22 protein-coding genes, 1 tRNA gene, 1 pseudogene and 1 riboswitch are annotated in these 24,090 nt (G+C 43.3%); of the genes and pseudogenes, 10 read left to right on the top strand and 14 right to left on the bottom strand.

Features of this window, described 5'->3' with window-relative positions:
* Positions 1-178: 178 nt before the first annotated feature.
* Both JRG66_RS00885 and JRG66_RS00880 read right to left on the bottom strand, forming a co-directional pair.
* Entirely contained in the window at positions 179-493 is a 315-nt protein-coding gene (locus JRG66_RS00885) for a putative quinol monooxygenase (protein WP_265163850.1), read from the bottom strand.
* A gap of 133 nt (positions 494-626) precedes the next feature.
* A complete protein-coding gene (locus JRG66_RS00880) occupies positions 627-1,454 on the bottom strand; it encodes an SAM hydrolase/SAM-dependent halogenase family protein (RefSeq protein ID WP_265163849.1) in 828 nt (275 codons plus the stop codon).
* 107 nt (positions 1,455-1,561) lie between these two features.
* On the opposite strand from JRG66_RS00880, the gene JRG66_RS00875 reads away from it, so the two are divergent.
* The 3 genes and pseudogenes from JRG66_RS00875 to JRG66_RS00865 all read left to right on the top strand — a co-directional run bounded on the left by JRG66_RS00875 (position 1,562) and on the right by JRG66_RS00865 (position 5,043).
* Positions 1,562-2,515, top strand: coding sequence for a PhoH family protein (locus tag JRG66_RS00875; protein ID WP_265163848.1), 954 nt, complete (start codon positions 1,562-1,564; stop codon positions 2,513-2,515).
* A 58-nt stretch (positions 2,516-2,573) separates the two neighbouring features.
* Positions 2,574-3,521 carry a phosphoribosylaminoimidazolesuccinocarboxamide synthase gene (locus tag JRG66_RS00870; RefSeq protein ID WP_265163847.1) on the top strand — a complete coding sequence of 316 codons (948 nt, stop codon included), beginning with the start codon at positions 2,574-2,576 and terminating at the stop codon, positions 3,519-3,521.
* A 325-nt stretch (positions 3,522-3,846) separates the two neighbouring features.
* Positions 3,847-5,043 (top strand): annotated as a pseudogene (locus JRG66_RS00865) (IS256 family transposase).
* Positions 5,044-5,065: 22 nt separating this feature from the next.
* Here JRG66_RS00865 and JRG66_RS00860 read toward each other — a convergent pair.
* Positions 5,066-5,431, bottom strand: a complete 366-nt coding sequence (locus tag JRG66_RS00860; RefSeq protein ID WP_265163846.1) for a hypothetical protein — start codon at positions 5,429-5,431, stop codon at positions 5,066-5,068.
* A 257-nt stretch (positions 5,432-5,688) separates the two neighbouring features.
* On the opposite strand from JRG66_RS00860, the gene JRG66_RS00855 reads away from it, so the two are divergent.
* The 3 genes from JRG66_RS00855 (at position 5,689) to JRG66_RS00845 (ending at position 7,807) form a co-directional block, all read left to right on the top strand.
* Positions 5,689-6,534, top strand: coding sequence for an MBL fold metallo-hydrolase (locus JRG66_RS00855; RefSeq protein WP_265163845.1), 846 nt, complete (start codon positions 5,689-5,691; stop codon positions 6,532-6,534).
* A 77-nt stretch (positions 6,535-6,611) separates the two neighbouring features.
* Complete coding sequence (locus JRG66_RS00850) at positions 6,612-7,619, top strand: S66 peptidase family protein (protein ID WP_265163844.1); 1,008 nt, start codon at positions 6,612-6,614, stop codon at positions 7,617-7,619.
* An 11-nt stretch (positions 7,620-7,630) separates the two neighbouring features.
* Positions 7,631-7,807: a hypothetical protein gene (locus JRG66_RS00845; protein WP_265163843.1), complete on the top strand. Its 177-nt coding sequence runs from the start codon at positions 7,631-7,633 to the stop codon at positions 7,805-7,807.
* A gap of 470 nt (positions 7,808-8,277) precedes the next feature.
* On the opposite strand, the gene JRG66_RS00840 is transcribed toward JRG66_RS00845, so the two are convergent.
* The 3 genes from JRG66_RS00840 to JRG66_RS00830 all read right to left on the bottom strand — a co-directional run bounded on the left by JRG66_RS00840 (position 8,278) and on the right by JRG66_RS00830 (position 10,311).
* A complete protein-coding gene (locus JRG66_RS00840; protein ID WP_265163842.1) occupies positions 8,278-8,409 on the bottom strand; it encodes a hypothetical protein in 132 nt (43 codons plus the stop codon).
* Between the two features lie 327 nt (positions 8,410-8,736).
* Positions 8,737-9,969, bottom strand: coding sequence for a site-specific integrase (locus JRG66_RS00835; RefSeq protein ID WP_265163841.1), 1,233 nt, complete (start codon positions 9,967-9,969; stop codon positions 8,737-8,739).
* 257 nt (positions 9,970-10,226) lie between these two features.
* A tRNA-Ser gene (locus tag JRG66_RS00830) sits at positions 10,227-10,311 on the bottom strand.
* A 238-nt stretch (positions 10,312-10,549) separates the two neighbouring features.
* A riboswitch (SAM riboswitch) is annotated at positions 10,550-10,651 on the top strand.
* Between the two features lie 49 nt (positions 10,652-10,700).
* On the opposite strand from JRG66_RS00830, the gene JRG66_RS00825 reads away from it, so the two are divergent.
* The 3 genes from JRG66_RS00825 to metF are packed head-to-tail and all read left to right on the top strand — an operon-like array spanning position 10,701 to position 15,488.
* Positions 10,701-11,720, top strand: a complete 1,020-nt coding sequence (locus JRG66_RS00825; RefSeq protein WP_265163840.1) for a homocysteine S-methyltransferase family protein — start codon at positions 10,701-10,703, stop codon at positions 11,718-11,720.
* Positions 11,721-11,723: 3 nt separating this feature from the next.
* Positions 11,724-14,489, top strand: a complete 2,766-nt coding sequence (metH, locus tag JRG66_RS00820; RefSeq protein WP_265163839.1) for a methionine synthase — start codon at positions 11,724-11,726, stop codon at positions 14,487-14,489.
* Positions 14,490-14,531: 42 nt separating this feature from the next.
* On the top strand, positions 14,532-15,488 hold the full coding sequence (metF, locus tag JRG66_RS00815; RefSeq protein WP_265163838.1) for a methylenetetrahydrofolate reductase [NAD(P)H]: 957 nt from the start codon (positions 14,532-14,534) through the stop codon (positions 15,486-15,488).
* A gap of 113 nt (positions 15,489-15,601) precedes the next feature.
* Here metF and xth read toward each other — a convergent pair whose 3' ends face one another.
* From xth to xseA, 5 genes are all read right to left on the bottom strand, one after another.
* Entirely contained in the window at positions 15,602-16,378 is a 777-nt protein-coding gene (gene xth / locus JRG66_RS00810) for an exodeoxyribonuclease III (protein WP_265163837.1), read from the bottom strand.
* Positions 16,375-17,535, bottom strand: coding sequence for a PQQ-dependent sugar dehydrogenase (locus JRG66_RS00805; protein ID WP_265163836.1), 1,161 nt, complete (start codon positions 17,533-17,535; stop codon positions 16,375-16,377). The genes xth and JRG66_RS00805 overlap by 4 nt, the downstream gene beginning before the upstream one ends.
* A gap of 228 nt (positions 17,536-17,763) precedes the next feature.
* Positions 17,764-18,891 carry a GAF domain-containing sensor histidine kinase gene (locus JRG66_RS00800; RefSeq protein ID WP_265163835.1) on the bottom strand — a complete coding sequence of 376 codons (1,128 nt, stop codon included), beginning with the start codon at positions 18,889-18,891 and terminating at the stop codon, positions 17,764-17,766.
* Positions 18,892-19,099: 208 nt separating this feature from the next.
* Positions 19,100-19,300, bottom strand: a complete 201-nt coding sequence (xseB, locus tag JRG66_RS00795) for an exodeoxyribonuclease VII small subunit (RefSeq protein WP_265163834.1) — start codon at positions 19,298-19,300, stop codon at positions 19,100-19,102.
* Positions 19,300-20,550: an exodeoxyribonuclease VII large subunit gene (gene xseA, locus JRG66_RS00790; protein WP_265163833.1), complete on the bottom strand. Its 1,251-nt coding sequence runs from the start codon at positions 20,548-20,550 to the stop codon at positions 19,300-19,302. Before xseA ends, xseB begins: the two co-directional genes overlap by 1 nt.
* Positions 20,551-20,737: 187 nt before the next feature.
* Here xseA and JRG66_RS00785 point away from each other — a divergent pair, with 187 nt between their 5' ends.
* Positions 20,738-21,823 carry an NADH:flavin oxidoreductase/NADH oxidase gene (locus JRG66_RS00785; RefSeq protein WP_265163832.1) on the top strand — a complete coding sequence of 362 codons (1,086 nt, stop codon included), beginning with the start codon at positions 20,738-20,740 and terminating at the stop codon, positions 21,821-21,823.
* 133 nt (positions 21,824-21,956) lie between these two features.
* On the opposite strand, the gene JRG66_RS00780 is transcribed toward JRG66_RS00785, so the two are convergent.
* From JRG66_RS00780 to JRG66_RS00770, 3 genes are read right to left on the bottom strand one after another with little or no spacing between them, the layout of a single operon-like run.
* Positions 21,957-22,313: a phage holin family protein gene (locus tag JRG66_RS00780; RefSeq protein WP_265163831.1), complete on the bottom strand. Its 357-nt coding sequence runs from the start codon at positions 22,311-22,313 to the stop codon at positions 21,957-21,959.
* A gap of 34 nt (positions 22,314-22,347) precedes the next feature.
* Entirely contained in the window at positions 22,348-23,007 is a 660-nt protein-coding gene (locus JRG66_RS00775; protein WP_265163829.1) for a flavodoxin family protein, read from the bottom strand.
* 3 nt (positions 23,008-23,010) lie between these two features.
* On the bottom strand, positions 23,011-23,868 hold the full coding sequence (locus JRG66_RS00770; RefSeq protein ID WP_265163828.1) for an SDR family NAD(P)-dependent oxidoreductase: 858 nt from the start codon (positions 23,866-23,868) through the stop codon (positions 23,011-23,013).
* Positions 23,869-24,090: the final 222 nt, after the last annotated feature.

The raw sequence follows: 24,090 nt of genomic DNA, 5'->3' as shown, positions 1-24,090 counted from the left end.
TTTTTTAGCTCTATCTTTAATTTTATAAGGGATATTGAATATTGTAAAATGTAAAAATTTCAAATTTCAAATTCCAAATTTTAATCTATTAAACCTTAAACCTTGAACCTTGAACCTTAAACCTTAAACCTTAAACCTTAACCCTTGAACCTTGAACCTTAAACCCACTGCCAACTCTCTACTGCGCACTGCCTACTGGTTCGCTTGTCCACAATTTCTCTACAGACCAGGCTTCCGGCTTTCCTGCAAACATTTTCTTAGTCTCGCTCCATACCTCTTTAAAAAGGGATGATGTGCGATAATTTTCCAGTGCCGCTTCATCCTGCCAGTAGCTGTACGTAAAAAAGATGTTTTTATTGTTCTTGTCGCGATAGAGTTCCAGGAACTCACAACCTTCAAAGCCTCTGATCTTTTCTTTATTCTGCTGGAACAACTTCTGAAAATTTTCAGTTTCTGAAGCTGCAAACGTCATTTTTACGATTCTTACAAACATTCAATTATCAATTAATAAGCACCAAATTTCAAATTGGTTTCAGACAAAAGTCTTGACTCTTGTCTCTTGTCTCTTGATTCTTTACTCTTTTCTCAAATATTACGTCTCATATCTCAAGTCTCAAATCTCACACCTACATAAAATTCACTGTCACCGTATCTCTATATTCCAGTCCGAAGAGGGTCGATGCACTGCCCACCGTACTTGGGTTACTTTTGTAAATAGCCAGTTCGATATATCCGCCCGAATTAAAGATGGCCAGTTTTTTACCGTCTTCCCGGTTGATCATGTCGGTGTCAAAATTGATGGCTTCGCTATAGGTGTTGTAGATTTCAGTAAAAGTAGCCGTTCTGGCGCGCATGTTGAACTTTCGGCCTTTGCCAATTTTTTCAAACAGTTTCTTCGGAATATTTGTAACCACATTACCGTAGTTGTCTATGTAGATCACATTCCCCTTGATCTGGTTCTTTTCAGGATTGATAAGGGGTTCCATTTCCTTCAGTTGTTTTATTCCGGGGATTGATTTTCCAATAACTTCCAGGGTGCCGCCCCTTGACAGGTGTCCGGCAACTTTCACGAACACATCCAGAACCGGGAAATTACTCTCTACCTTATCGTGAATGTTGATCTCAACAATCTTTTCGGGAACATATTCCGAAGCAATTAGAGAGAGGATGCCATTGTTGGCACAAATAAAATAATGCCCGTCGAGTTTTAATGCAATATGTTTGTTTTCAGGCGTAAGCTCAGAATCTACTCCAATGATGTGAATACTGCCTTCAGGAAAGCTTCTGTAGGCGTTTTTAATGATGTAAGAGGCTTCAGTAATATGAAACGGGGCGATGGAGTGGGAGATGTCTACAATCTTTGCCGAGGGTACCTCGGTGTAAATCGCTCCTTTAACTGCCCCTGCAAAATGATCTTTTTCCCCAAAATCTGTCGTTAAGGTAATTATGGCCATGGGCAATTTCTAATAATATTTTTCCTAACTTAAACCTTTATTTAGCTAAGTTTGTAATGCAAATCTAAAGATAATTAAGTCATTTTTTAAATTTAATCCGGTCGCTTTTGAACGAACTTATCATTGAACTTTCTGAAATAAGTCCCAGAGATTTTTTTGGGGAACAAAATTCACATATCGAGCTTTTAAAGAAGTATTTTCCAAAGCTTAAAATTGTGGCAAGGGGCAATAAACTTCGCATTTACGGGGACGAAGAGATGCTTGAGGAATTTGACAGGAGGTTCAATATGCTGATTGATCACTACGGAAAATTCAATCGTCTGGATGAAAACTCCATAGAGCGGGTACTTACCAGTGAGAGTAAAGAAGACTATGAAACTTCTAACGAAAGCGGGGAAGTGCTGGTTCACGGCGTGAGTGGCAGAATGATTCGTGCCCAAACAGCCAATCAGCGTCGGCTCGTGGAGCTTATGAAGAAGAATGATATGGTATTTGCCATTGGTCCCGCGGGTACGGGGAAGACGTATACTGGAGTAGCCCTGGCAGTTAAGGCTTTGAAAGAGAAACAGGTTAAAAGGATCATCCTTACCCGGCCTGCGGTAGAAGCAGGCGAAAACCTCGGTTTCTTACCCGGTGACCTAAAAGAAAAACTCGATCCATACATGCAGCCGCTCTATGATGCGCTGCGCGATATGATCCCACACGAGAAGCTGGAAAGCTACATTGAAAAAGGGGTGATTCAAATCGCTCCCCTTGCTTTTATGCGTGGCCGTACCCTAGACCATGCTTTTGTAATTCTCGATGAAGCCCAAAATACTACTCACGCACAGATGAAAATGTTCCTCACCCGGATGGGGAAGAGTGCAAAGTTTATGGTAACTGGAGACCCCGGCCAAATTGACCTTCCAAAAAGGGTGATTTCGGGACTTAAAGAAGCCATTCTCGTTTTACAGGATGTTGATGGGGTGGGAATAATCCACCTTGACGATAAAGATGTGATTCGCCATAAGCTCGTGAAGAAGATCATCGCCGCTTACAAAAGAATAGAAAACGCCGAATAAAAATGTCATTTTTGAGATCCCACGCCAGTGGGATCTTTCCATATAATCACCTATTTAGATGAACACTATTACCGCTACCAATTTTAATTTTCCGGGTCAGAAATCATTTTATAAAGGAAAAGTACGGGATGTCTACACTCTTGAAGATAACCGGCTGGTCATGATCGTGACCGACAGGCTTTCGGCTTTTGATGTTGTAATGCCAAAAGGAATACCTTATAAAGGACAAATTCTCAACCAGCTGGCAACAAAAATGATGAGGGCTACAGAAGATATCGTGCCCAACTGGTTACAGGCCACACCCGATCCCAACGTGGCAATTGGGGAGAGCTGCGAGCCCTTTAAGGTAGAGATGGTGATAAGAGGATATCTCACCGGCCATGCGGCAAGGGAATATGCCAGCGGAAAACGGAGCTTGTGTGGGGTACATATGCCTGAAGGGATGAAAGAAAATGAAGCTTTTGCGGCCCCAATTATTACGCCTACCACCAAGGCAGATTCAGGGGAACATGATATGGATATTTCGCGCGAAGAAATCCTGAAAAAAGGAATTGTTTCTGAAGCAGATTACAACACGCTCGAAATCTATACCCGACAACTTTTTCTTCGCGGAACCGAACTCGCTAAGAAAAACGGGCTCATCCTGGTAGATACAAAATATGAATTTGGTAAGACCAAAAATGGCGAGATTGTACTCATAGATGAGATACATACCCCAGATTCTTCCCGTTATTTTTATGCTGAAGGATATTCTGAAAGGTTAGCTTCGGGAGAACCACAAAAGCAGCTCTCTAAAGAATTTGTGAGACAATGGCTTATTCAGAATGGTTTCCAGGGAAAAGAAGGTCAGCAAATTCCGGAGATGAGCAATGAATACATTAATTCGGTGTCAGATAGGTACATTGAGCTTTACGAACAAATCACAGGAGAACAATTCATCAAAGCCGATATCTCCAATATTGAAGAGCGAATCGAGAGAAATGTTCTGGAGTTTCTTAGCAGCTAGGATTGAAGAAGTTAGATTTTAGAAATACGAAGTTAGAAGTTTAGTTTGCAACCTATGTCAGGGATGTACACTCCTTTTCAAGATAGGTCACAAAGTCAGCAACACTACTGGTGAAATTGCCTCGGGTCTGTAAATTAAACTCTGTCCGATCTATCAATATCTTTGGGATCAACTTCTGGATATCTGGAGTTTATAGCCAGTGGTATCCTTTTACCATTTAAGGGACTATCTCAAAAAATGTGTAAGTAGAAAATATGGGGGTTTGCGAACGCCCATATTTTTTTAACCTTGCCTGCAAATTCCAGGCACTAATATTTACACAGTAATGAAAAAAGAAGATCTATTCGATGATGAGTTTTTAAAACAGTTTAAATCAGGAGAAGAACTTAGTAGTTTTCTCAAGCAACTTCAAAAACGTGGATTGGAGAAAATGCTTGAAGGTGAACTGGATGGCCATTTGGATTATGATAAGCACCAGAAGTCTGGATCTGGAAATACCAGGAATGGCTATACTAAAAAGAAGGTTCGGAGTTCTTTTGGTGAAGACACTGTAAAGGTTCCCCGGGACCGGGATGGATCCTTTAATCCTATGATTGTTCCCAAGCGGCAGAACATGATTGATGGCATCGAAAATGTCATTGTATCGCTGTATGCCAAGGGAATGAGCAATAGTGATATTGAAGAATAAATCTCTGAGGTGTATGGCTTTGATGTCTCTACTTCTACTATCTCCCGAATTACAGACCGAATCAGCAATGATATCGTTGCCTGGCAAAATCGTCCTTTAGAGCCCGTTTATTTGATTGTCTGGATGGACGGAATCGTCTTTAAAGTACGAGAGAACTCCAAAGTAGTCAACAAGACGATTTATATAGCTGTAGGTCTCAAAAGAGATGGTAAAAAGGAAGTTCTTGGTCTTTGGCTTGGAAAGAATGAATCTGCAGCCTTCTGGATGAGCGTATTGACAGATATGAAAGCTCGGGGAGTTGAGGACATTTTAATCACTGCTACCGATAACCTCAATGGATTTACCGATACCATCAAAAATGTTTTTCCACAGTCTAAAACCCAAATTTGTGTGGTGCACCAGATCAGAAATGCCTGTAGATATGTAGTTTGGAAAGATAAAAAAGCCTTTACCAAAGACATGAAGCTCATTTATGATGCACCTACTAAACAAGCCGCAGAAGCTGCTCTAGAGGATTTTGCTAACAAATGGAACTCCAAATATTCTTATGCAATAAAAAGCTGGAGAGACAATTGGGAAGACCTTACCGTCTTTTATGAGTTCCCGCTGGAGATCAGACGAATTATTTATACCACCAATCTTATTGAGAATCTGAACGGGAAGATCAGAAAGTACACTAAAAACAAATTATCCTTCCCAACCGATGATGCTGTAATGAAATCTGTATATTTGGCTCTGAGGGAAGCAACCAAAAAATGGTCAGTGCCTATTAGAAACTGGGGAATAGTCCTCAATCAGTTCTTGACTATATACGAAGAAAGGGTTCAACTTTAGATAAAAAGTCAAACCCCTTTATTTAAAACTTACACACTTTACGGGATAGTGTCAGAAAAATTTCTTTTTCTTCTTCCTGTTGCGCGATTACCGCAGGTGTAATTTTTTCCATTGTAGTCTCGACAATGTAGATTTCACTGTCTGAATTATTAATTAAGAGCAGTTGGTAGTTATAACCGATTCCTTTCCTGGTGTCATAGCTTTTAAAGCTCTCCGGAGAATATTTTCCCTGCAATTCAGCCAGCTCCTCCAGGTAAGCCTTGGTCGCAAGAATCCTTGCTAGTTCCAGGTCATTTTCCCGTATTTCCTTAATGATAGTTATCTTATCTTCGGCTGCAGGTCTATGGGTAATTTTTTCGACCCTGTATAAATATTGCTGCTCTTCCAAAACCCCCTTAATTTTTGCTGTCTCTAATTTAACCAAAAAACATTCCCTGAAGATGGGTAGAGACTCATAAACCCATGTTAATTATCTTGAGGAAATCCTTCTTATGCGTTGAGAAAAAATTTTTCTTCCGCTGTCCAGATCCGGAGCTTTTTGACTGCCACGTTGAAGAAACGAAATGGGTTTAACATTAATGTAGTGACGAATTAGAAAAACATTAAGAGCAGATACTGTTTAGGTTATGTAACTTAAAAATAAAAATGGAAAAGAATGAGGATGAAAAGTTCATTCCTATTACTTCTGTGTCCGCCGGAGATGGAAGGGAGGAGTTAAAGGATGTTTTTTACTATACAAATCAGATCGTCAATATCGTCACGATCGGATCTCCGAAAAGTGATCAATGGGTTCTGGTAGATTCCGGAATGCCTAAATCAGCCGGGATAATTAAAAAAGTGGTAGAAGAAAGATTCGGAAGAGACAGTAAGCCCCGCGCTATTCTTTTAACCCATGGGCATTTTGACCACGTAGGAGGACTGGTTGATCTTTTGGAGGAGTGGGCGGTAAACGTTTATGCACATCCTTTTGAATTTCCATTTCTAACAGGGGAAAAAAGTTATCCCGAACCAGATCCATCCGTAGAGGGAGGAATGTTGGCCAAAATCTCCTCTATCTATCCTCATGAACCAATAAGTATAAAACCTTTTCTCAAGCCCCTGCCTGCAGATGGAAGAGTACCTGAATTTCCGGAATGGGAGTGGATTCATACTCCCGGGCATTCTCCGGGACATGTTTCCTTTTTCAGACCAACAGACAGTATACTCCTGGCAGGCGACGCCTTTATTACAGTAAAACAAGATTCTCTTTACAAGGTCCTCGTTCAAAAAGAAGAAATCCATGGGCCTCCAAGATACCTCACAACCGACTGGAAGGCGGCTCATGACTCTGTGCAGAAACTTGCCGGGCTCCATCCAAAAGTGGCAATTACAGGGCATGGAAATGCCATGAAGGGAAATGCTTTAAGAGAAGGACTGCGTGACCTTGTTGAGAATTTTAGAACAAAAGCAATACCTTCTCATGGAAAGTACGTTGAGGCGAGTCAAAAATAAAAACCTTGCCAGGTAGGAGAACCGACTCCCTCAAGATTGATATTAGAAGATCCATGAGTCCATAAAAACTATGAAAGATGAAGATGCCGAAAGAAGATGCTAGTAGTCTGCAGCCAGTAATTCCTGCCCGTTTAAAAAAGGGGGATCATCTTCGGGTAATAGCCCCGGCAGAAAGTTTCTCCCCAAAATTCACCAAAGACCTGGAAGAAAAAACGCTAAGAGGTTTTAAAGAATTGGGGCTTCAGGTTTCGTTTGGAAAATATGTTCATGAAATGAATAGCTTTAAATCTGCCAGTGTTGAACACAGACTGGAGGATCTTCATGAAGCTTTTGAGGATGCTTCTGTCAATGCAATAATTTCTGCCATTGGAGGATCAAGTGCGAACCAGCTGTTAAAGCATATGAATTATGAACTTATTAGAGATAACCCGAAGATCTTTTGCGGCCTTTCAGACATTACAGAACTCAACAGTGCTATTTACTCCAGGACGGGCCTTGTCACTTACTACGGTCCTCATTTTACGATGCTGGGTGCCAGTCAATTCTTTCCTCAAATGCTTTCAAATATGAAAGAGATATTTTTTTCTGAGGAGCCCGTAGAAATCTTGCCCTCAGAACATTATTCAAATACTGAATGGGAAGATGATAAGATCCGGAACCCCGGCTACTGGACAATCAATCCCGGGAAAGCTGAAGCCCAGTGCATGGGAGGAAACCTGCTCACCCTGAACTTTTTAATGGGCTACAATTTTATGCCAGATTTTGAAGGGAGGATTCTATTTCTGGAAGAGAACAAAATCATTGACTACAGAGGAATTCAGAAAGAGGTGCAGCAAATTATGAACCACCCAAGCGGGAGTAAATTGAGGGGGATCATTTTTGGACGCTTCCAACGAGAAAGTAAAATGAAACGAAAACATTTGGAAGAAATGTTCTTAAAAATGGAAGAATTGCACAAGATCCCAGTTGTTGCCAATGTCGATTGTAGTCATACAGCTCCCATGATGACTTTTCCTTTTGGCGGAAAAATTTCGATGGAGGCACAGCAAGGGGACAGGATTAGCTTAATTATAACCGAACACTGATCAAAAATGCAATGGACGAGAAAGAGGATTTTGACGGATTCCAAAAGCACCTGAATGTTCTGGATGAAGATATAAGGGCCAGGGCCTTAGAATATGCTGCAGAAATTTTTGCAAAAGAAAATTGTACACGGGAGGAAGCGCTGGAAAGAGGAATAGCCAAAGCCGAGATGGACAAAAGAAATTTATGACCCGGGAAGACCTTGTTGAGAATAAAACCGACAGAAGCTTAAACCACATAGGATGAAATTACTGACAATTCAGGTACCGAAGGGTAAAGGGAAAGAAATCGTCGAAATGGCATTGGACCTGGGATTGCAATCTGTGGCAGTTTCAGAAAAAGAACTTTTATGAAAAAGACAATGCTCCCGGTGTTGTGGAGTGGATCGAGATAGAGTCAAATACGCCAAAGGTGAAAAATGAGAGCAACCTTAAATTTGAGAGCAACCTTAAATTGTAGTGTCAAGTAATTAACTGTTTATCCTGTGAGACAGTGCCTGACAGATAATTTATGTAACTAAATAACAATAAGTTATCTACTGTAAATAAGAGGACGGTTTACTAATAAATTTTAAGATTTTTTCATTTGAAAAAGGAGCATACGGCAAAAGAGAAATACCAGTGAGTGATAACAACAGCCAGGTACTGTTATAAATGAAAACTAGTTTTCCTCTCTTGTCTGGACACCGGAGTCACTTTTTTCCATGTTTCCATCTGTATTTACTTCTGTGGTTTCCCGACAGGAGGAAAGTGTAAAAATCATAATAGCGACAAGAACAAATATTTTTTTCATGTTTCTAGTTTTACAGTTACCTAAAGTTAGTTGTTTTTTGCCAATTTAGCTAGTTTCGTGCAGGTAAAGCCAATTCACAACCTTAGTAGTTTGAATTTTATAGGTTTTATAAAGCGGAATTTAGTTCTGGGATAATATCTAGAGGAATATAATAAGTTGTTTTTTTCTGAATTTTGGAGTGCCGAAATCTTTGGTGCTCCGACCTTCCGGAAAATTAATGACTCTGGTAATATTACAGTAATACTTCCAAAGAAACTTCATGATCTTCAGAGGTTATCGAGATTTATCTTTCGGGTGGTTACTCATTCAACTAAAAACTTTACATAATTAATTCATGGTTGGTATATTGGAGCCTAACCTTTCTCTTAGAGCAGCCATATCATCACTAATTTTTCTATCCAAAATTTTTGCATAGTGCTGAGTGGTCTGAAGATTTTTGTGACCAAGCATCTTACTCACACTTTCTATAGGTACCCCGTTGGATAAGGTTACAGTTGTGGCAAAAGTATGCCGGGCCAGGTGAAAAGTAAGGTTTTTATTAATTCCACAAAGATCTCCGATTTCTTTGATGTAGGCATTCATCTTTTGGTTACTTAACACAGGAAGTAGCCTTTTATGATTGACATCGGGATGGGAGGTATATTTCTGCAAAATGGCTTCTGCAGTAGGAAGAATGGGTATACTACTTCGGGTTTTTGTTTTTGTGCGGTTCATTTTTATCCACTTGTTTCCATCAATTCCCACTACCACTTCTTTTTCTGAAAGTTTCTTTACATCTGCATAGGCCAATCCTGTAAAGCAACAAAATAGGAATATATCTTTTACTAAATTTAGTCTATCATTTCTAATTTCTTTTTCGATCATAAGTTGAAGTTCATCCTGTGTAAGGAACTCGCGGTCAACGATTTTTAATTTTCCTTTCCAGTTGTTGAATGGATCTCTATCAATCCATTCGTTGGCATAAGCGATCCTGATGATCTTTTTAAAATTGGTAATATATTTTATGGCTGAATTATGGGCAAAGTTTCTTTCCGTTTTTAAATAATATTCTAATCCTGAAATAAATTTGTGGTCAACATCCTTAACAGGAATATCCGAAGCCTTATATTCTTTTTTAATATAATCCTCAACATGTTTTTTCGCTGTTCTATATCTTTCAGCCGTTCCGGCTGCAAAATCTTTTCCTATGAGTTTATTTACACGTTCATTATGTTCCTGGAAAATTTGTAACAACATTTTTGGTTCCTTTGATGGAGTGTCCTTGCCTAATAAAGTATTCACTAAATCATTAGCTGAAAAAATTTCTTTTTTTTCAAGTAATTTTTGATGTGCCTTGAAGAGATCGTTTTCAACTTTGGAAAGATACCTATTCAGCAATTTAGCTTCTAAAGAATTCCCACTTGCTCTTCCAGCAGAAGAGTTCCAGGAATCCACTAAAATTTTTCTATTTAAACTCATAGCAGCCCGCTTGCCATTTATAGTAACACGAAGGTAGATTGATGCGGCTGATTCTTTTTTACTGCCTCGGAGATAAAAAATGTGGAAGAAACTTGAGTCCATAACTAGTTGTTTTGTTATTGTATGGAATCAAAAATAGAATATTTTGCGATATGTAATATGAAGCAATTCAAGTGTTTAACTTTTTCTTTGTAAGAATATTCATCATAAAGGTGTCAGTTAATTTTTAAAGTTAAGTGACACCGAATTTGTAACCGAATAGATTCATTTTAGATGATATAATTTGATATTATCGAAAACGAAAAAGCCCGAAAACTCAGTGTTTTCGGGCTTTTTACTAAAATTTGTAACTTAATCAGCGGAGAAAGAGGGATTCGAACCCCCGGAGGTGTTACCCTCAACAGTTTTCAAGACTGCCGCAATCGACCACTCTGCCATTTCTCCTTAGCGGATGCAAATATAAAAAGCTTTTTTTAATATGGAACAATAAAATCCACATTTTAAAAGAAGAATTTTCAGCCCCGTCACTAAACTTCATATTTGCAGGCCTTTAAAAATAAAAATCTTTTCAATTCTTCCTTAAGTTCCAGCTAATGCCACCATTCATTGCTTTTCTGAACATCTGTACTTGGATTTCCGGGGATATTAAATATATTTGCCTCAGTTCATATTTTTATTAAACGAGTTATCAAGAAAGGTTGAGGGATTAGACCCTGTGAAGCCTTAGCAACCCTCCTTTGGAGAAGGTGCTACGTTCTACCACGCCCGCGTGGATAGATAACGACAAGAATTCTTTCCCGTCTTCTTTTTTGATAGCCCTATTGCGCAAACAAATGTCAAAGATAGAAGACCTGCTTTCAGAAAAAATATTGATCCTCGATGGGGCTATGGGCACCATGTTGCAGGAATATAAATTTACCGAAGAAGATTTCCGCGGAAAACGCTTTGCCCAATGGCCGGTGCCGCTTCAGGGAAATAACGACCTTCTTTCCATAACCCAGCCCTCGGCTATTGCACAAATCCACCGGAAATATTTTGATGCAGGAGCAGATATCGTGGAAACCAATACTTTTTCGGGCACCAGCATCGCCATGGCCGATTACCAGATGCAGGAGCTGGTCTACGAACTCAATTTTGAATCGGCCCGCATTGCAAAAGAAGTAGCGCGCGAAGTAACGCTCGAAACCCCTCAAAAACCCCGTTTTGTGGCAGGTGCTATAGGCCCCACAAATAAAACAGCCAGCATGTCTCCCGATGTTAATGACCCTGGATTCAGAGCTATTTCTTTTACTGAATTATCTGCTGCTTATAAAGAGCAGGCAAAAGCTTTGATCGATGGGGGAGTAGATGTGCTGCTGGTAGAGACGGTTTTTGACACCCTCAATGCCAAAGCTGCCCTTTTTGCCATAGAAGACCTCAGGGAAGAGCTTAAAATAGATATTCCCGTTATGATTAGCGGTACGATCACCGATGCCTCCGGAAGAACTTTGAGCGGGCAAACGGCCGAAGCCTTCCTCATCTCCATTTCTCACATTCCGCTTCTCAGCGTGGGCTTTAACTGTGCACTTGGGGCCAAACAATTAACTCCGCACCTCGAGGTCCTGGCTCGTAAAAGCCATTTTGGGGTATCGGCTTACCCCAATGCCGGGCTGCCCAACGCGTTTGGCGAGTACGACCAGAGCCCCAAAGAAATGGCAGGCCAAATAAGGGAATACCTGTCCCGTGGTCTCGTAAATATCCTTGGCGGTTGCTGCGGAACTACGCCATCACACATTAAAGCTATTGCTGAAGTAGCTAAAGATTACCAGCCAAGAAAATTCCAAAGGGAAGTCCTCCAACCTGAAATTGAATAGATCATGATTGTAGAAAAAAGTACGCCTGAAAGCACATTTTTGAGAGGTAAGCAGGAGCGTTATTTAAAACTTTCGGGCCTGGAACCACTGGTGGTAACACCTCATTCTAACTTCATCAACGTGGGGGAACGCACCAATGTTGCCGGTTCCAAAAAGTTCCTGAGGTTGATCAAGGAAGAAAAATATGACGAGGCGCTCTCAGTTGCCCGAGACCAGGTTGAAGGCGGGGCTCAGATCCTGGATGTAAATATGGACGACGGACTCATAGAAGGGAAGGAAGCCATGGTCAAATTCCTGAACCTTGTGGTCGCCGAACCCGATATTGCCCGTGTTCCTGTCATGATCGATAGCTCGAAATGGGAGATCATAGAGGCCGGTTTGCAGGTGGTGCAGGGAAAATGTGTCGTAAACTCCATCAGCCTGAAAGAAGGGGAAGAAGAATTCCTTACCCACGCAAAAAAAATAAGGCGTTACGGAGCGGCTGTGGTGGTCATGGCCTTTGATGAAGTTGGCCAGGCCGACAATTACGAACGCCGAATAGAGATTGCCAAACGCTCTTTTGAGCTGCTAACGCAAAAGGCCTGTTTCCCTCCCGAAGATATCATCCTCGATCTTAATATTTTTCCGGTGGGCACGGGAATGGAAGAGCACCGGCGTAATGCGATAGATTTTATTGAAGCCACGCGCTGGGCTAAAGAGAATCTGCCACACGTAAATCTCAGCGGTGGCGTGAGCAATGTATCCTTTTCTTTCCGCGGAAATGATCCCGTGCGCGAAGCCATGCATTCGGTATTTCTGTACCACGCCATCAAAGCCGGTATGAATATGGGCATTGTGAACCCGGCCTTGCTTGAAGTGTACGACAATATTCCCAAAGACCTGCTTGAACATGTAGAAGATGTGATCTTAGATCGCAGGGATGATGCTACAGAACGTTTGTTAAGTTTCGCCGAAACGGTTGTGGGTACTGCAAAAGAAAGCAAAACAGATCTTTCCTGGAGAGAAAAACCGCTGCAGGAGCGCATCACTCATGCGCTGGTAAAGGGGATAGACGAATATATAGTACAAGATGTGGAGGCGGCAAGGGCCAGTTCCTCCCGCACTTTAGATGTTATAGAAGGTCCTTTAATGACCGGAATGAATGTGGTGGGAGATCTCTTTGGAAGCGGAAAAATGTTCCTTCCCCAGGTAGTAAAGTCGGCCAGGGTTATGAAAAAAGCCGTGGCACATTTGCTGCCGTACATTGAGGAGGAGAAAAAAAACCTTGCCCCCTTGCCCCCAGAGGGGGAAGCTTCAATTTCCCCTTCGGGAACAGGAGGGGCTGGTAAAATCCTTCTCGCCACAGTTAAAGGTGATGTGCACGACATCGGGAAAAATATTGTGAGCGTGGTGCTGGCCTGTAACAATTACGAGATCATCGACCTTGGGGTGATGGTGCCGCCCGAAAAGATCATCGAAACCGCTAAAACCGAGAATGTTGATGCTATAGGCCTTAGCGGACTCATCACACCTTCCCTTGATGAAATGGCCTTTCTGGCTGCCGAAATGGAACGGCAAAATTTTACCGTGCCTCTGCTTATTGGAGGCGCTACAACTTCAAAAGCGCACACTGCTGTGAAGATTGACACCCGGTACAGCAATGCCGTGGTTCACGTGAACGACGCTTCCCGTGCGGTTACGGTGGTGGGTGACCTGCTTAAAGAGAAAACCCGCGAACAATATAAAGCCGAATTAAAGGCTGAATACGACACCTTCAGAAAGAACTTCAAAAAAAGAAGTAAGGTAAAAGAATATTTAAGCATAGCTGAAGCGCGCCAGAATAAATACCAGATCGACTGGAAAACTGAAGATATTTTTAAACCCAATCATCCAGGGCTGCAGGTAATTGAAGATCTTGAGCTGGAAAAACTTCAGCCTTTTATTGACTGGACGCCTTTTTTCAGAAGCTGGGAGCTGCACGGTAAATACCCCGCCATCCTTACCGATGAAGTGGTGGGGGAGCAGGCCACTGCGCTCTTTAAAGATGCCAGAGAACTGCTGAAAAAGGTCCTCGACCAGAAATTGCTGAAGGCTAAAGCTGTTTACGGTCTTTTCCCTGCAAACACTATAAATGATGACGATATTGAAGTTATGGCTGAAGAATGGGGTGCCAAAAATGTCATTTTTAGGACCCTTAGGCAGCAATTGAGCAAGTATGAGGGCAAACCAAACTTCGCCCTGGCCGATTTTGTCGCCCCTAAAGAATCGGGCATTCAGGATTATATTGGCTGTTTTTGTGTTACCACCGGCTTTGGCACCGATGAGCTGGCAAAGAAATTTGAACAGGAGCACGACCAGTATAACGCTATCATGATCAAAGCCCTTTCCGATCGTCTTGCTGAAGCTTTTGCTGAATACCTGCACAGGCAAATTCGCACCAAAGATTGGGGTTACGCTCCCAATGAAGATTTCAGTAATGAAGAATTGATCAAAGAGAGCTATAAAGGCATTCGGCCGGCACCGGGATATCCGGCCTGCCCCGATCATCTTGAAAAAATAACGATTTGGGAGCTTCTTGGAGTAGAGCAGAAGATAGGCGTGAAACTTACCGAAAGCCTTGCCATGTGGCCTGCGGCCAGTGTTAGCGGCTACTATTTCGCGCATCCCGAAGCCCGCTACTTCGGAGTTGGAAAAATCACCAATGACCAGGTAGCCGACTTTGCTGAAAGAAAGGACATGCCACTTGAAGAAGCTCAAAAATGGCTTCACCCTTCCATGGCCGATGATTAAAAACAAAACTCAAACCTTTCCGAATTAAAGAATTACACCAAAATGAAAATTACAGAACACTTAAGTGCTTCAGAAAATAAAACCCTTTTCTCTTTCGAGATCCTGCCCCCTCTAAAAGGGCAAAATATCCAGTCAATTTTTGACGGGATTGATCCTCTAATGGAATTTAAACCTCCGTTTATTGATGTGACCTACCACCGGGAAGAATATGTGTACATTGAGCGGGCCAAAGGTTTGCTGGAAAAGAGGGTGGTGCGAAAAAGGCCCGGAACTGTTGGGATTTGCGCGGCCATACAGAGTAAGTACAAAGTAGATGCCGTGCCTCATATTTTGTGCGGCGGGTTTTCTAAAGAAGACACCGAAAATTTTCTCATAGATCTCGATTTTTTGGGCATCAAAAATGTAATGGCCCTAAGAGGGGATGCGGTAAAAAGTGAGATCTATTTTACGCCCGATCCGCAGGGGCACAATTATGCCAATGAACTGGTAGAACAAATTTCGGCTATGAACCGCGGCAGGTTTCTCGATGAAGCCCTCGAAAATGGTCATCATACCGACTTTTGCGTTGGGGTGGCGGGATACCCCGAAAAACACATGGAAGCCCCCAGCCTTGAAAAAGATATTCAGCGGTTAAAAACGAAAATAGAGGCCGGTGCCGAATATGTGGTAACTCAAATGTTCTTCGATAATCAAAAGTTCTTTGAGTTTGTGAAGCAGTGCAGGGAAAGCGGGATCAACGTGCCCATCATTCCCGGGCTTAAGCCCATAGCCACAAAAAAACAGCTCACGGTGATTCCGCATCGTTTTCACGTAGACCTGCCCAACGATCTTACCCGCGAAGTGGAAAAGTGCAGGAGCAACCAGGAGGTACACCAGGTAGGCATCGAGTGGTGTATCGCCCAGAGTAAAGAACTGGTAGCTGCCGGTATCCCTGTGCTGCATTATTATTCCATGGGGAAAAGCTCAAACATCAAAGCAATAGCTTCGGAAGTTTTTTAGGAAACAAGCTGTCGAAAATGCCATTTTTGGCAGCCTTTTCCTGAAATTTCTTTAGAATATTTGAAGACAGGTTCATCTGCCGGTATAAGGCTGAAGCATGCTTGTAAAGCGGGTTATTTAGCCAGATTTATCCATACAGGAACGTGGTCGCTGGTCTTTTCCCATCCCCGAACGTGCTTGTCCACTCCGGCGTCTTTCAGTTTCATATCCAATTGCGGACTCAGCAAAAAATGATCTATACGTAAACCTGCATTTCTTTGATAGGCATTTCTGAAGTAATCGTAAAAGGTGTAAATAGTCTCTTCGGGGTATAATTTCCTGATGGCATCTGTCCACCCCTGGGCGGCAAGCTTATGAAATGCTTCCCGAACCTCGAGCCTAAACAGGGCATCATTTATCCATCTTTCTGGTTTATAGACATCTTTTTCAGTAGGCATCACGTTATAATCGCCGGTGAGCACAACAGGTTTGTTCATATCGAGTAGTTGCTTTGCTCTTGCCGAAAGCCTGTCAAACCAGCGCAGCTTGTAATCGAACTTTGGTCCCGGTGCCGGGTTCCCGTTTGGGAGGTAGAGGCAGCCAATAGTAATATCATTTACCACGGCTTCAAGATACCGGCTTTGCTCGTCTTCGGGCTCTCCTTCCAGCCCGCGGACGGTTTCTTTAATTTCAAGTCCGGTTTTTGCAAGTATGGCAACGCCATTCCAGCGTTTTTGCCCATGCCAGATAGCGGTATACCCGGCATTCTCTATTTCCTGTTTTGGAATTTTCTCATCGGGGGCTTTTAACTCCTGGAGGCAGGCTACATCTGGATTTGTTTCCTTAAGCCATTTCAGCAGAACGGGCAGGCGGGCGTTAATTCCATTTACATTATAGGTGGCTATCCTCATTTTAGAGGTTTAAGCTGCAGAACCTTCCCGTTGTCTTCATCTGTAAGCACCCAAATACTGCCATCGGGGCCCTGTTCCACATCGCGTACCCTGGTGGTAAGCGGGATGCGTTCTACTTCCTGGGCCTTATCGCCGTTCACATTTACCCGCACAATGCCTGCAGCAGTAAGTCCGCCAATCATCATGCTGTCTTTCCATTCCGGGAAAAGGTCGCCATCATAGAAGATCATCCCCGAAGGCGAAATAGTAGGCGTCCAGTGAATAACGGCATCTGCAAACTCGGGGCGGGTAGTGGGTCTGGGAATTTCGGTTCCGTCGTAATTATCTCCCCAGCTCACCACCGGCCAGCCGTAATTCTTTCCGGCTTTGGCGGGTTGCAGTTCGTCACCACCCATGGGGCCCATTTCGGCTACCCAAAGCTCCCCGGTTTGTGGGTGAATGGCTGCACTTTCAATATTTCTATGTCCGTAAGACCATATTTCATCCTGGGCGTTTGCATCTTCAAAATCAGGGTTTTCTTCAGAAGCAGTTCCGTCGTCTTCCAGTCTTACCACGGTTCCCAGGTGGTTTGACAGGTCCTGGGCCGGATCAAATTTAAACCTTTCAGCAAGGGTGAGAAAAATGTCATTTCCTTCAGTAAAAAGAATGCGACCTCCAAAATGGTTAGGGCCTTCTACTTTTGGTTCCATGCGAAAGATGGTTTTAAAATCCTGAATGGAATTCCCTTCAAGTTTTCCTCTACCCAGCGCGGTAGAAGCAGTTCCATTGTCGCCGGGTTCAGAAAAAGACAGATAGATGTATTGATTTTCGTCAAAATCTGGATGCAGGGCTACATCGAGCATCCCGCCCTGTCCCTGTGCAAAAACTTCAGGGGTGCCCGTTAGTGGTTCTGAAAGGGTACTGTCTTTAAGGATGCGTACTGTTCCTGCTCTTTCAGTAACCAGCAGCCTGCCGTCTGGCAAAAATGCCATTCCCCAGGGATGATCAAGGTTTTCTACTATTTTGCGCACCTTCACATCGCCTGCATTGGTCCTTACAGTAGATTTTTGGGCTAAAGCTGCAAGACTGAAGAGTAAAAGGCTTAAAAATGAAACCAGAATTTTTTGTTGCCCCGATAGTGGGAGTGCAACAGCCTGTGATCGTGTATTTCTTTTCATAACAAAGGTTTTACTTACCTAAGATAGAAAGACTTGCGCCTGCTTACAAGCTGATTAATAAAGACTTAACACAGCGGGTTGAAGCTTTATAATATTTTATGATCCTGCAGGTGAGCCAGGTAAAAAAAAAGGGTGGAATAAGAGGGTTTGCCAAATACAACAATGACTGCCGGTTTCGAAATATTATCTTTCAAAAATGGTATTTTTCGGCCTTTTTTTCTTCGGAAGTTATTCGCGCGGAATTTGTAGCACAAAAGCAGTTTCCCTATCGCTGGAAGTTACTTTTAGCTCGCCCTGATGTGCTTTTGCAATTTCCGAAGCAATAAAAAGTCCCAACCCCAGGCCTTTCTTGTTAGAACTTCCACTCTCGCTGTAAAAAGGCTGAAAGAGATGGGTGAGGTCTTCATCGGGAATTTTCTCCCCCGAATTTACCACTCTCAACTCGAAGTAATCGCTGTTAGTTTTGGCCTCCACCTTGATCTGCGTTTCAGAACTTCCGTGTTCATGGGCATTTCCAAGCAGGTTTGACAGCAGTTGCCCAATCCGGTTCTTGTCACAGTTCACCTCATGTTCAAGCTTACTGTTAAAAGTTATTTTCCTCTCGGGAGAAATTACCCTTATTTCTTTTATCACCTGTTTTATCATCTCTTCCAGGCTTTTGTTGTGCCTTTCTTTTTCGAGAATAATGCCTTCTCCCATTTGGCCGCGGGCAAAATCGAGTATATTCTCAATAAGTGCCTGCATCCTGTAAGAGGTAGATTTTATAAGGGCGGCATTGCGAAGGGTAAAATCTTCTTTAGACATTTTGAGCAGAATGTCTGCACTCATGCGCATCGTAGCAATGGGGTTTTTGAGGTCATGCCCTAAAATGGCGATGAATTGATCGCGAAGCCGGGCAATTTTCTTTTCTTCCTTTAAGCTGTCTTCGCTGATCTTAATTTTTTCTACGGCATCGAGGTGAAAGGAGATCAGTTCGGCATAAAGCCGGAACATCGTGGCGATCTCGGGGGTGTCAATCTCTTTGGGTTTCGGGTCTATGGCGCAAAGTGTACCAAAGAATTCCCCATTTTTCCTGTAGAGCGGCACCGAAATATAGCTCTGGAAACCGTACATTTTTGGCGTGTGATGGTCGCAATACCCGGCATCTTTAGCAACGTTGTTGATAACCACAGCCTCCCGGCCTTGATGCACTTCATGGCAAATTGTGGTCTCCACATCCAGTTCGTCGCCGGGTTTTAACCCAAACGAGATAAGGTCGTGCGTGGCGCAGGTTACCCAGCGGTGATCTGTGACCCGGGCAATGGCGGCAAACCCCATTTTTGTGGTACGGCAAACAACTTCCAGCAGTTGCGGCACAACCGAAATTTGATTTATGGCAGCAACGTCACCAGATAAATCCAGAGGAGAATTGAGTTTGATAGGTATATGTTTTTAAATTCCTAAAGCAATTGACAAATTACAAATAATAAATTAAACCCAGATTGTTTGGGGGGAACAATAAGGAAATTCACGGCCCTGGCTTCTCTTCAATGTGTTTAACCGCTTAATTCTGAACTTAATTTACTTACTCCGGGTCGAGGGATTTCAGGGTCTCCAGCACGTTCTGTTCGGTTTTATAGAGTTTTTCCCTGCAAATTTTGAGCAGGGCAGAGGCGCGTTTCACCTTCGCATCGAGCTCGTCTATGCCAATTTCGGCATTTTCCATCTCCCTTACAATCTCCTGTAATTCAGAAAAAGCTTCGGTGTATGTGATTTTTGTTCCCATTATGTACTTTCGGTATTTTTGATTTCTGCGGAAGCTTTTCCGTGGAAAAATTCGGTTTCTACCAGGTCTCCGGGGGCCACGGTAGCCGAGCTGGTAACGATTTTGCCGTTTTTTCGGGTAATGCTGAAACCCCGCTTCAGGATGTTCTTTGGTGACAGCAGTTCTACTGAAGTAGCGATGTTCTTTAAATTGGCAGCTTCATACTTTAAGACCACTTTGCCTTCTAAAGCCATTGTTTGCCTGAAAGATGAAAGCTTGTTTTTCTCACGGTCTAGGCTCCTGCCGGCCAGGAATCCGAAAGAACTCGACAGGTTTGAGAGCCGTGTTTCCTGCCTCTCAAAAAGCAGGTTTGCTTCGGCCGTTATTTTCTGGATATTTTCTTTTAGAGGCTGTGAAAAATTATGGAATTCCTGAAGTAGGAATTCGGCTATTTTAGTGGGGGTAATAAAGCTTTTGTAGCTCACAAGCTCACTAACGGTCTCGTTCGTGGAATGCCCTATGCCGGTCAAAACGGGAAGGGGAAACCGGGCAATCTCTTTTGCCAGCTGGTAATTGTCATAACAGCTTAGGCCTATATCGCCACCGCCACCGCGAATTATGGCAACGGCATCAAAGAGTTTTTTGTGCTGTTTTATCTTTTTGAGCTGGGCAGTGATCGTTCCCACAGCTCTTTCCCCCTGTAAAATGGCAGGAAAAAGTTTATACTGAAACCGGTAACCCCACGGGTTGTTCTCAATCACATTGATAAAATCCTGATAGCCTTTGCTGCTGCTCACCGAAATAATGCCAATAGTTTTGGGGAGTTGAGGTAAAAGTTGCTGTTTGTTGGCATCAAAAAGATCTTCGGCGATGAGTTTTTTTATAGCCTCGGCGCGTTGTTTTGCCAGTTCGCCCAGGGTGTATTCGGGGTCAATATCCTGAATGTTAAGTGCCAGGCCGTAAACCGAATGGTAGGTGACGCTGGCCTGCACTACCACGCTCATGTCATCGCGCAGGTCTTCATTTAAGACATTTCTGAATTTTTGGTTGATCTGCTCAAAATTCGATTTCCAGATGTTTCCGCGTAGTTCGGCGATGATCTTTCCGTTCTTTTTTTCCACAAGATCGGGATAGCAGTGGCCCGTGTGGGGGTAATGGTTGAGCTTTACGATTTCCGCTTTTACCCAAACCACCCTGCTGCAATAGCTGTTGATCACATTTTCAATAGCTTGGGTAAGCTTGGAGAGTGGAAAAACTTGTTTGGCAGGCATAGCTTGATCTTCCCAGCTAAGATATTGTAATAATTCTTTCTTGAAAACTATTGTCTCAAAAATGGCATTTTTGAAAGCTTTTCTTTGAGCAGCATCAATTTGAATGATTTACAAATCTTATTTTCTTATAAGCCCGGTGAAGCCAGCGCTGCTGCTTTTGTTACTTTTGAAGGAAAATCTACTTTTTATGAGCAACAAAATATCTCCCCGGCTCTTTGAGCCACTCAAAATAAAATCTATAGAATTTAAGAACCGCATTGGGGTCTCTCCCATGTGTATGTACAGCAGTGAAGAGGGTTTTGCCAATAACTGGCACCTGGTTCACCTGGGAACCCGCGCTACAGGTGGAGCCGGACTAGTTATTTCTGAAGCTACCGCGGTATCTCCCGAAGCCCGCATCACCCCCGATGACCTGGGGATATGGAAAGATGAACACGTAGAAAAACTGAAAGAAATAACGGCATTTTTGGAATCCCAGGGAAGTATTCCCGGCATTCAGCTGGCACATGCCGGAAGAAAAGCCTCTACCAGCAGCCCCTGGCAGGGTGGCAGGTACCTCTCTCCAGAGGAAAGAGGATGGCAGCCGGTAGCTCCTTCGGCAATTCCTTTTTATGATGATAATCCGGAGCCTGAAGCATTGGATCCCGAGGGAATCGGGAAAGTGATCTCCGATTTTAGAGAGGCTTCAAAAAGGGCATTTTTGGCAGGTTTTAAGGTGCTGGAGATCCATGCCGCCCATGGATATTTGTTGCACCAGTTCCTGTCTCCGTTAAGCAACCAGAGAACAGACGATTACGGCGGATCTTTTGAAAACAGGATAAGACTCTTGCTGGAAGTTACGCGTTCCGTGAAAGAAAACTGGCCCGATGATCTCCCGCTGTTCGTGAGGATTTCGGCGACCGATTGGGCTGAGGGCGGCTGGAATGAGCAAGAATCGGTTGCACTGGCAAAGCTCCTTAAGAAAGAAGGTGTAGATTTGATCGACTGTTCTTCGGGCGGACTTGTGCCGGGGGTGAACATTCCGGTGGCGAAGAAGTACCAGGTGCCATTTTCAGAAAAAATAAAGAAAGAATCGGGCATCATGTCGGCTGCTGTAGGATTGATCACCACGACACAGGAAGCCGAAGAAGTGCTGCAGCAGGAACAGGCCGACCTTATCCTGCTGGGCAGGGAACTGCTGAGGAACCCCTATTTCCCGCTGGAAGCCGCTGCCGCATTGAATGCTGAAACAGACTGGCCCAATCAATATTTGCGGGCGAAAAGGCAAAAATAGAAAATGAGGTTGTTTTAAAAGTGCTACTTCAGTCGCTTTGAAATGATTTCAGGCTTTTGAGTTCTGAAAAAATTTCCGAAAGATGTAGTGCTTTAAGACAACCTCATTTCAGTTTAAAAATTCCGCAGAAATTTTAAAGAATTATCCAGTCTACAATTGAGCCCACCACGGCGATGATGATTGCCAGCCACAGGGACGGCATAAAACCGTGGGTTTTGAAGCCGGTACTCAGTTTATCGGCCAGTTCTATGATGATTGCATAGGCGATGATCCTGGTGATGAAGCCCAAACCGAGGAAGTAAAAGATCCCTAAAGTGGCAATATTGAGCACGGCGGTGAGGATCCAGCTTAAAAAGAAGCTGAGAACCCCAATGAGCAGGGCAACCACTATGGCTGTTTTCCAGCCTTTGAGTTCTACTTTGGGAAACATTTTTGCTGCGAACAGGAGCACAGCGGCGTCAATAATGATATGTATTAGCCAGCTTAACATATTTGGTTGGTTTTAAAGGTTGGTTTTTTGCTATTTATTCTTCGGTGTCGCTTATTTTTTCGGCCTGTTTCTTTAATTCGTTCACGTTGGTTTGGTAAGGCTTTTCCTTTAGCACTTTTGCCACGTGCACCAGGTTGTGAACCATGTGATACAGATTGCGGTTGGTAAAAAAATGCCTGTCGCCATTGGCCTCGATATAAGCAGGGCCCGGCCCCGCCTTACCCACGTAGTAGCTAAAGGCATTTACCGGAATGGTGAAGCCGTGTTCGGAAAGGTCAAAACAGATGCTGGAAATGGCCTTTTTGGCCCCATCTTCATTTCCGTCTACCATTACGCCGCCCACTTTGTTAAAGCTAGGGTACTGGCCAGTTTCTTCATCGGCTTCGCTCCAGATGCCGTCAAACCTTTCGGCTACAAGTTTTGCCACGGCACTGCGATCGCCCCGCCATATGGGGGTGGCAATGATCATTATGTCACTTTCCTTTACTTTCTTAAGAATTTGCGGCCACTCATCGCCCTCCCCTTCGTCGGAAGTATTTCCGAATTTTACATGGTGATCTACTACCCGGATTTCTTCGGTCTCCACCTCAAGATCGGCAAAGATTTTTTCAGCCTGTTTGATAAAGGCAGAAGTATTGGAAGTTTCAGGAGATTTTTTAAGGGTACAGTTTAAAAATAGTGCTTTTAAAGCCATAATTTATCGCATGTTTGTGGCACCGTCCATTTGGTGCTTTAGTTTAAGATTTCCTTTTGGTTCTTTTTTTAGTTTGGAGGGGACTTCATCGCCCACCGGGCCTTTCCCAATGGTGATTCCGCCATCGGCAGAGAACACGGCACCGGTAACATAAGAAGCTTCATCTGATGCCAGGAAGAGGTATACATTGGCAATTTCTTCGGGTGTGCCACGGCGGCCAAGAGGCGTGGCGCTCATCATTTGTTTTTCTATCTTTTTGGTGATCTCACTGGTTTCTTTGTGCGTCCATGCGGTATCGATTGGGCCGGGAGCAACACAGTTTGCCCTGATCCCGTTCTTTGCCTGCTCGGCAGCGACTCCTTTCATAAAGGCGTGCATAAAGCCTTTGGTGCCGCCGTAAGGCGTGATGTTTGGGATGCCGATCTTACCTGCTTCCGAACCTGCTGAAACTATACAGCCCTTCGTTTTTTTAAGATGTGGAATGGCATATTTGGTCATCAAAAATGCCGTTCTCAGGTTGTTTTTCAGGAGATTGTCAAAAGCTGCAGGAGAAAACTCGTCTATGGTGTTTACTTCGGGATAAACCCCTGCGTTATTGATGAGGATGTCGAGACGGCCAAAGTGTTTTACGGCGGTTTCTATGGCATCTTTGGCATTCTCTTCCGCAGAAATATCGGCAGAGTAGCCAATGGCCTTCCCTTTAGATTTTTTGATGTCGCTAATGACGTCCTTTACCGGGTCTTGCGGCATTCCTACTAAAAATACCTGGGCTCCTTCGGCTGCAAATTTCTTAGAAATGGCTTCGCCAATTCCCGTGGCCCCGCCTGTTACAATCGCTACTTTTTTTTCCAGTCTGTTCATCTCAATTTTTTTTGGTTTTATGGCCTTTTACAATGATTTGAAATCGTGAATTTCTAAGTTAGTTTCTTTTTGATCCTGCAACAAAATGATTAAGAAAGCTTTAGCTGTTTTTTTCTCAAATCTTAACGCCTTGCAGGAAATTGAGGCTGGTGCCCGTTAAGACAATGCTAATCCTTCGGGAATGAAAAGAAAATCGGGTATCTTGTAGTAAATAATATAAAA

This window comes from Salinimicrobium tongyeongense (assembly GCF_026109735.1).
Taxonomy (GTDB): domain Bacteria; phylum Bacteroidota; class Bacteroidia; order Flavobacteriales; family Flavobacteriaceae; genus Salinimicrobium; species Salinimicrobium tongyeongense.
This window is presented reverse-complemented; position numbering and strand designations above follow the sequence as displayed.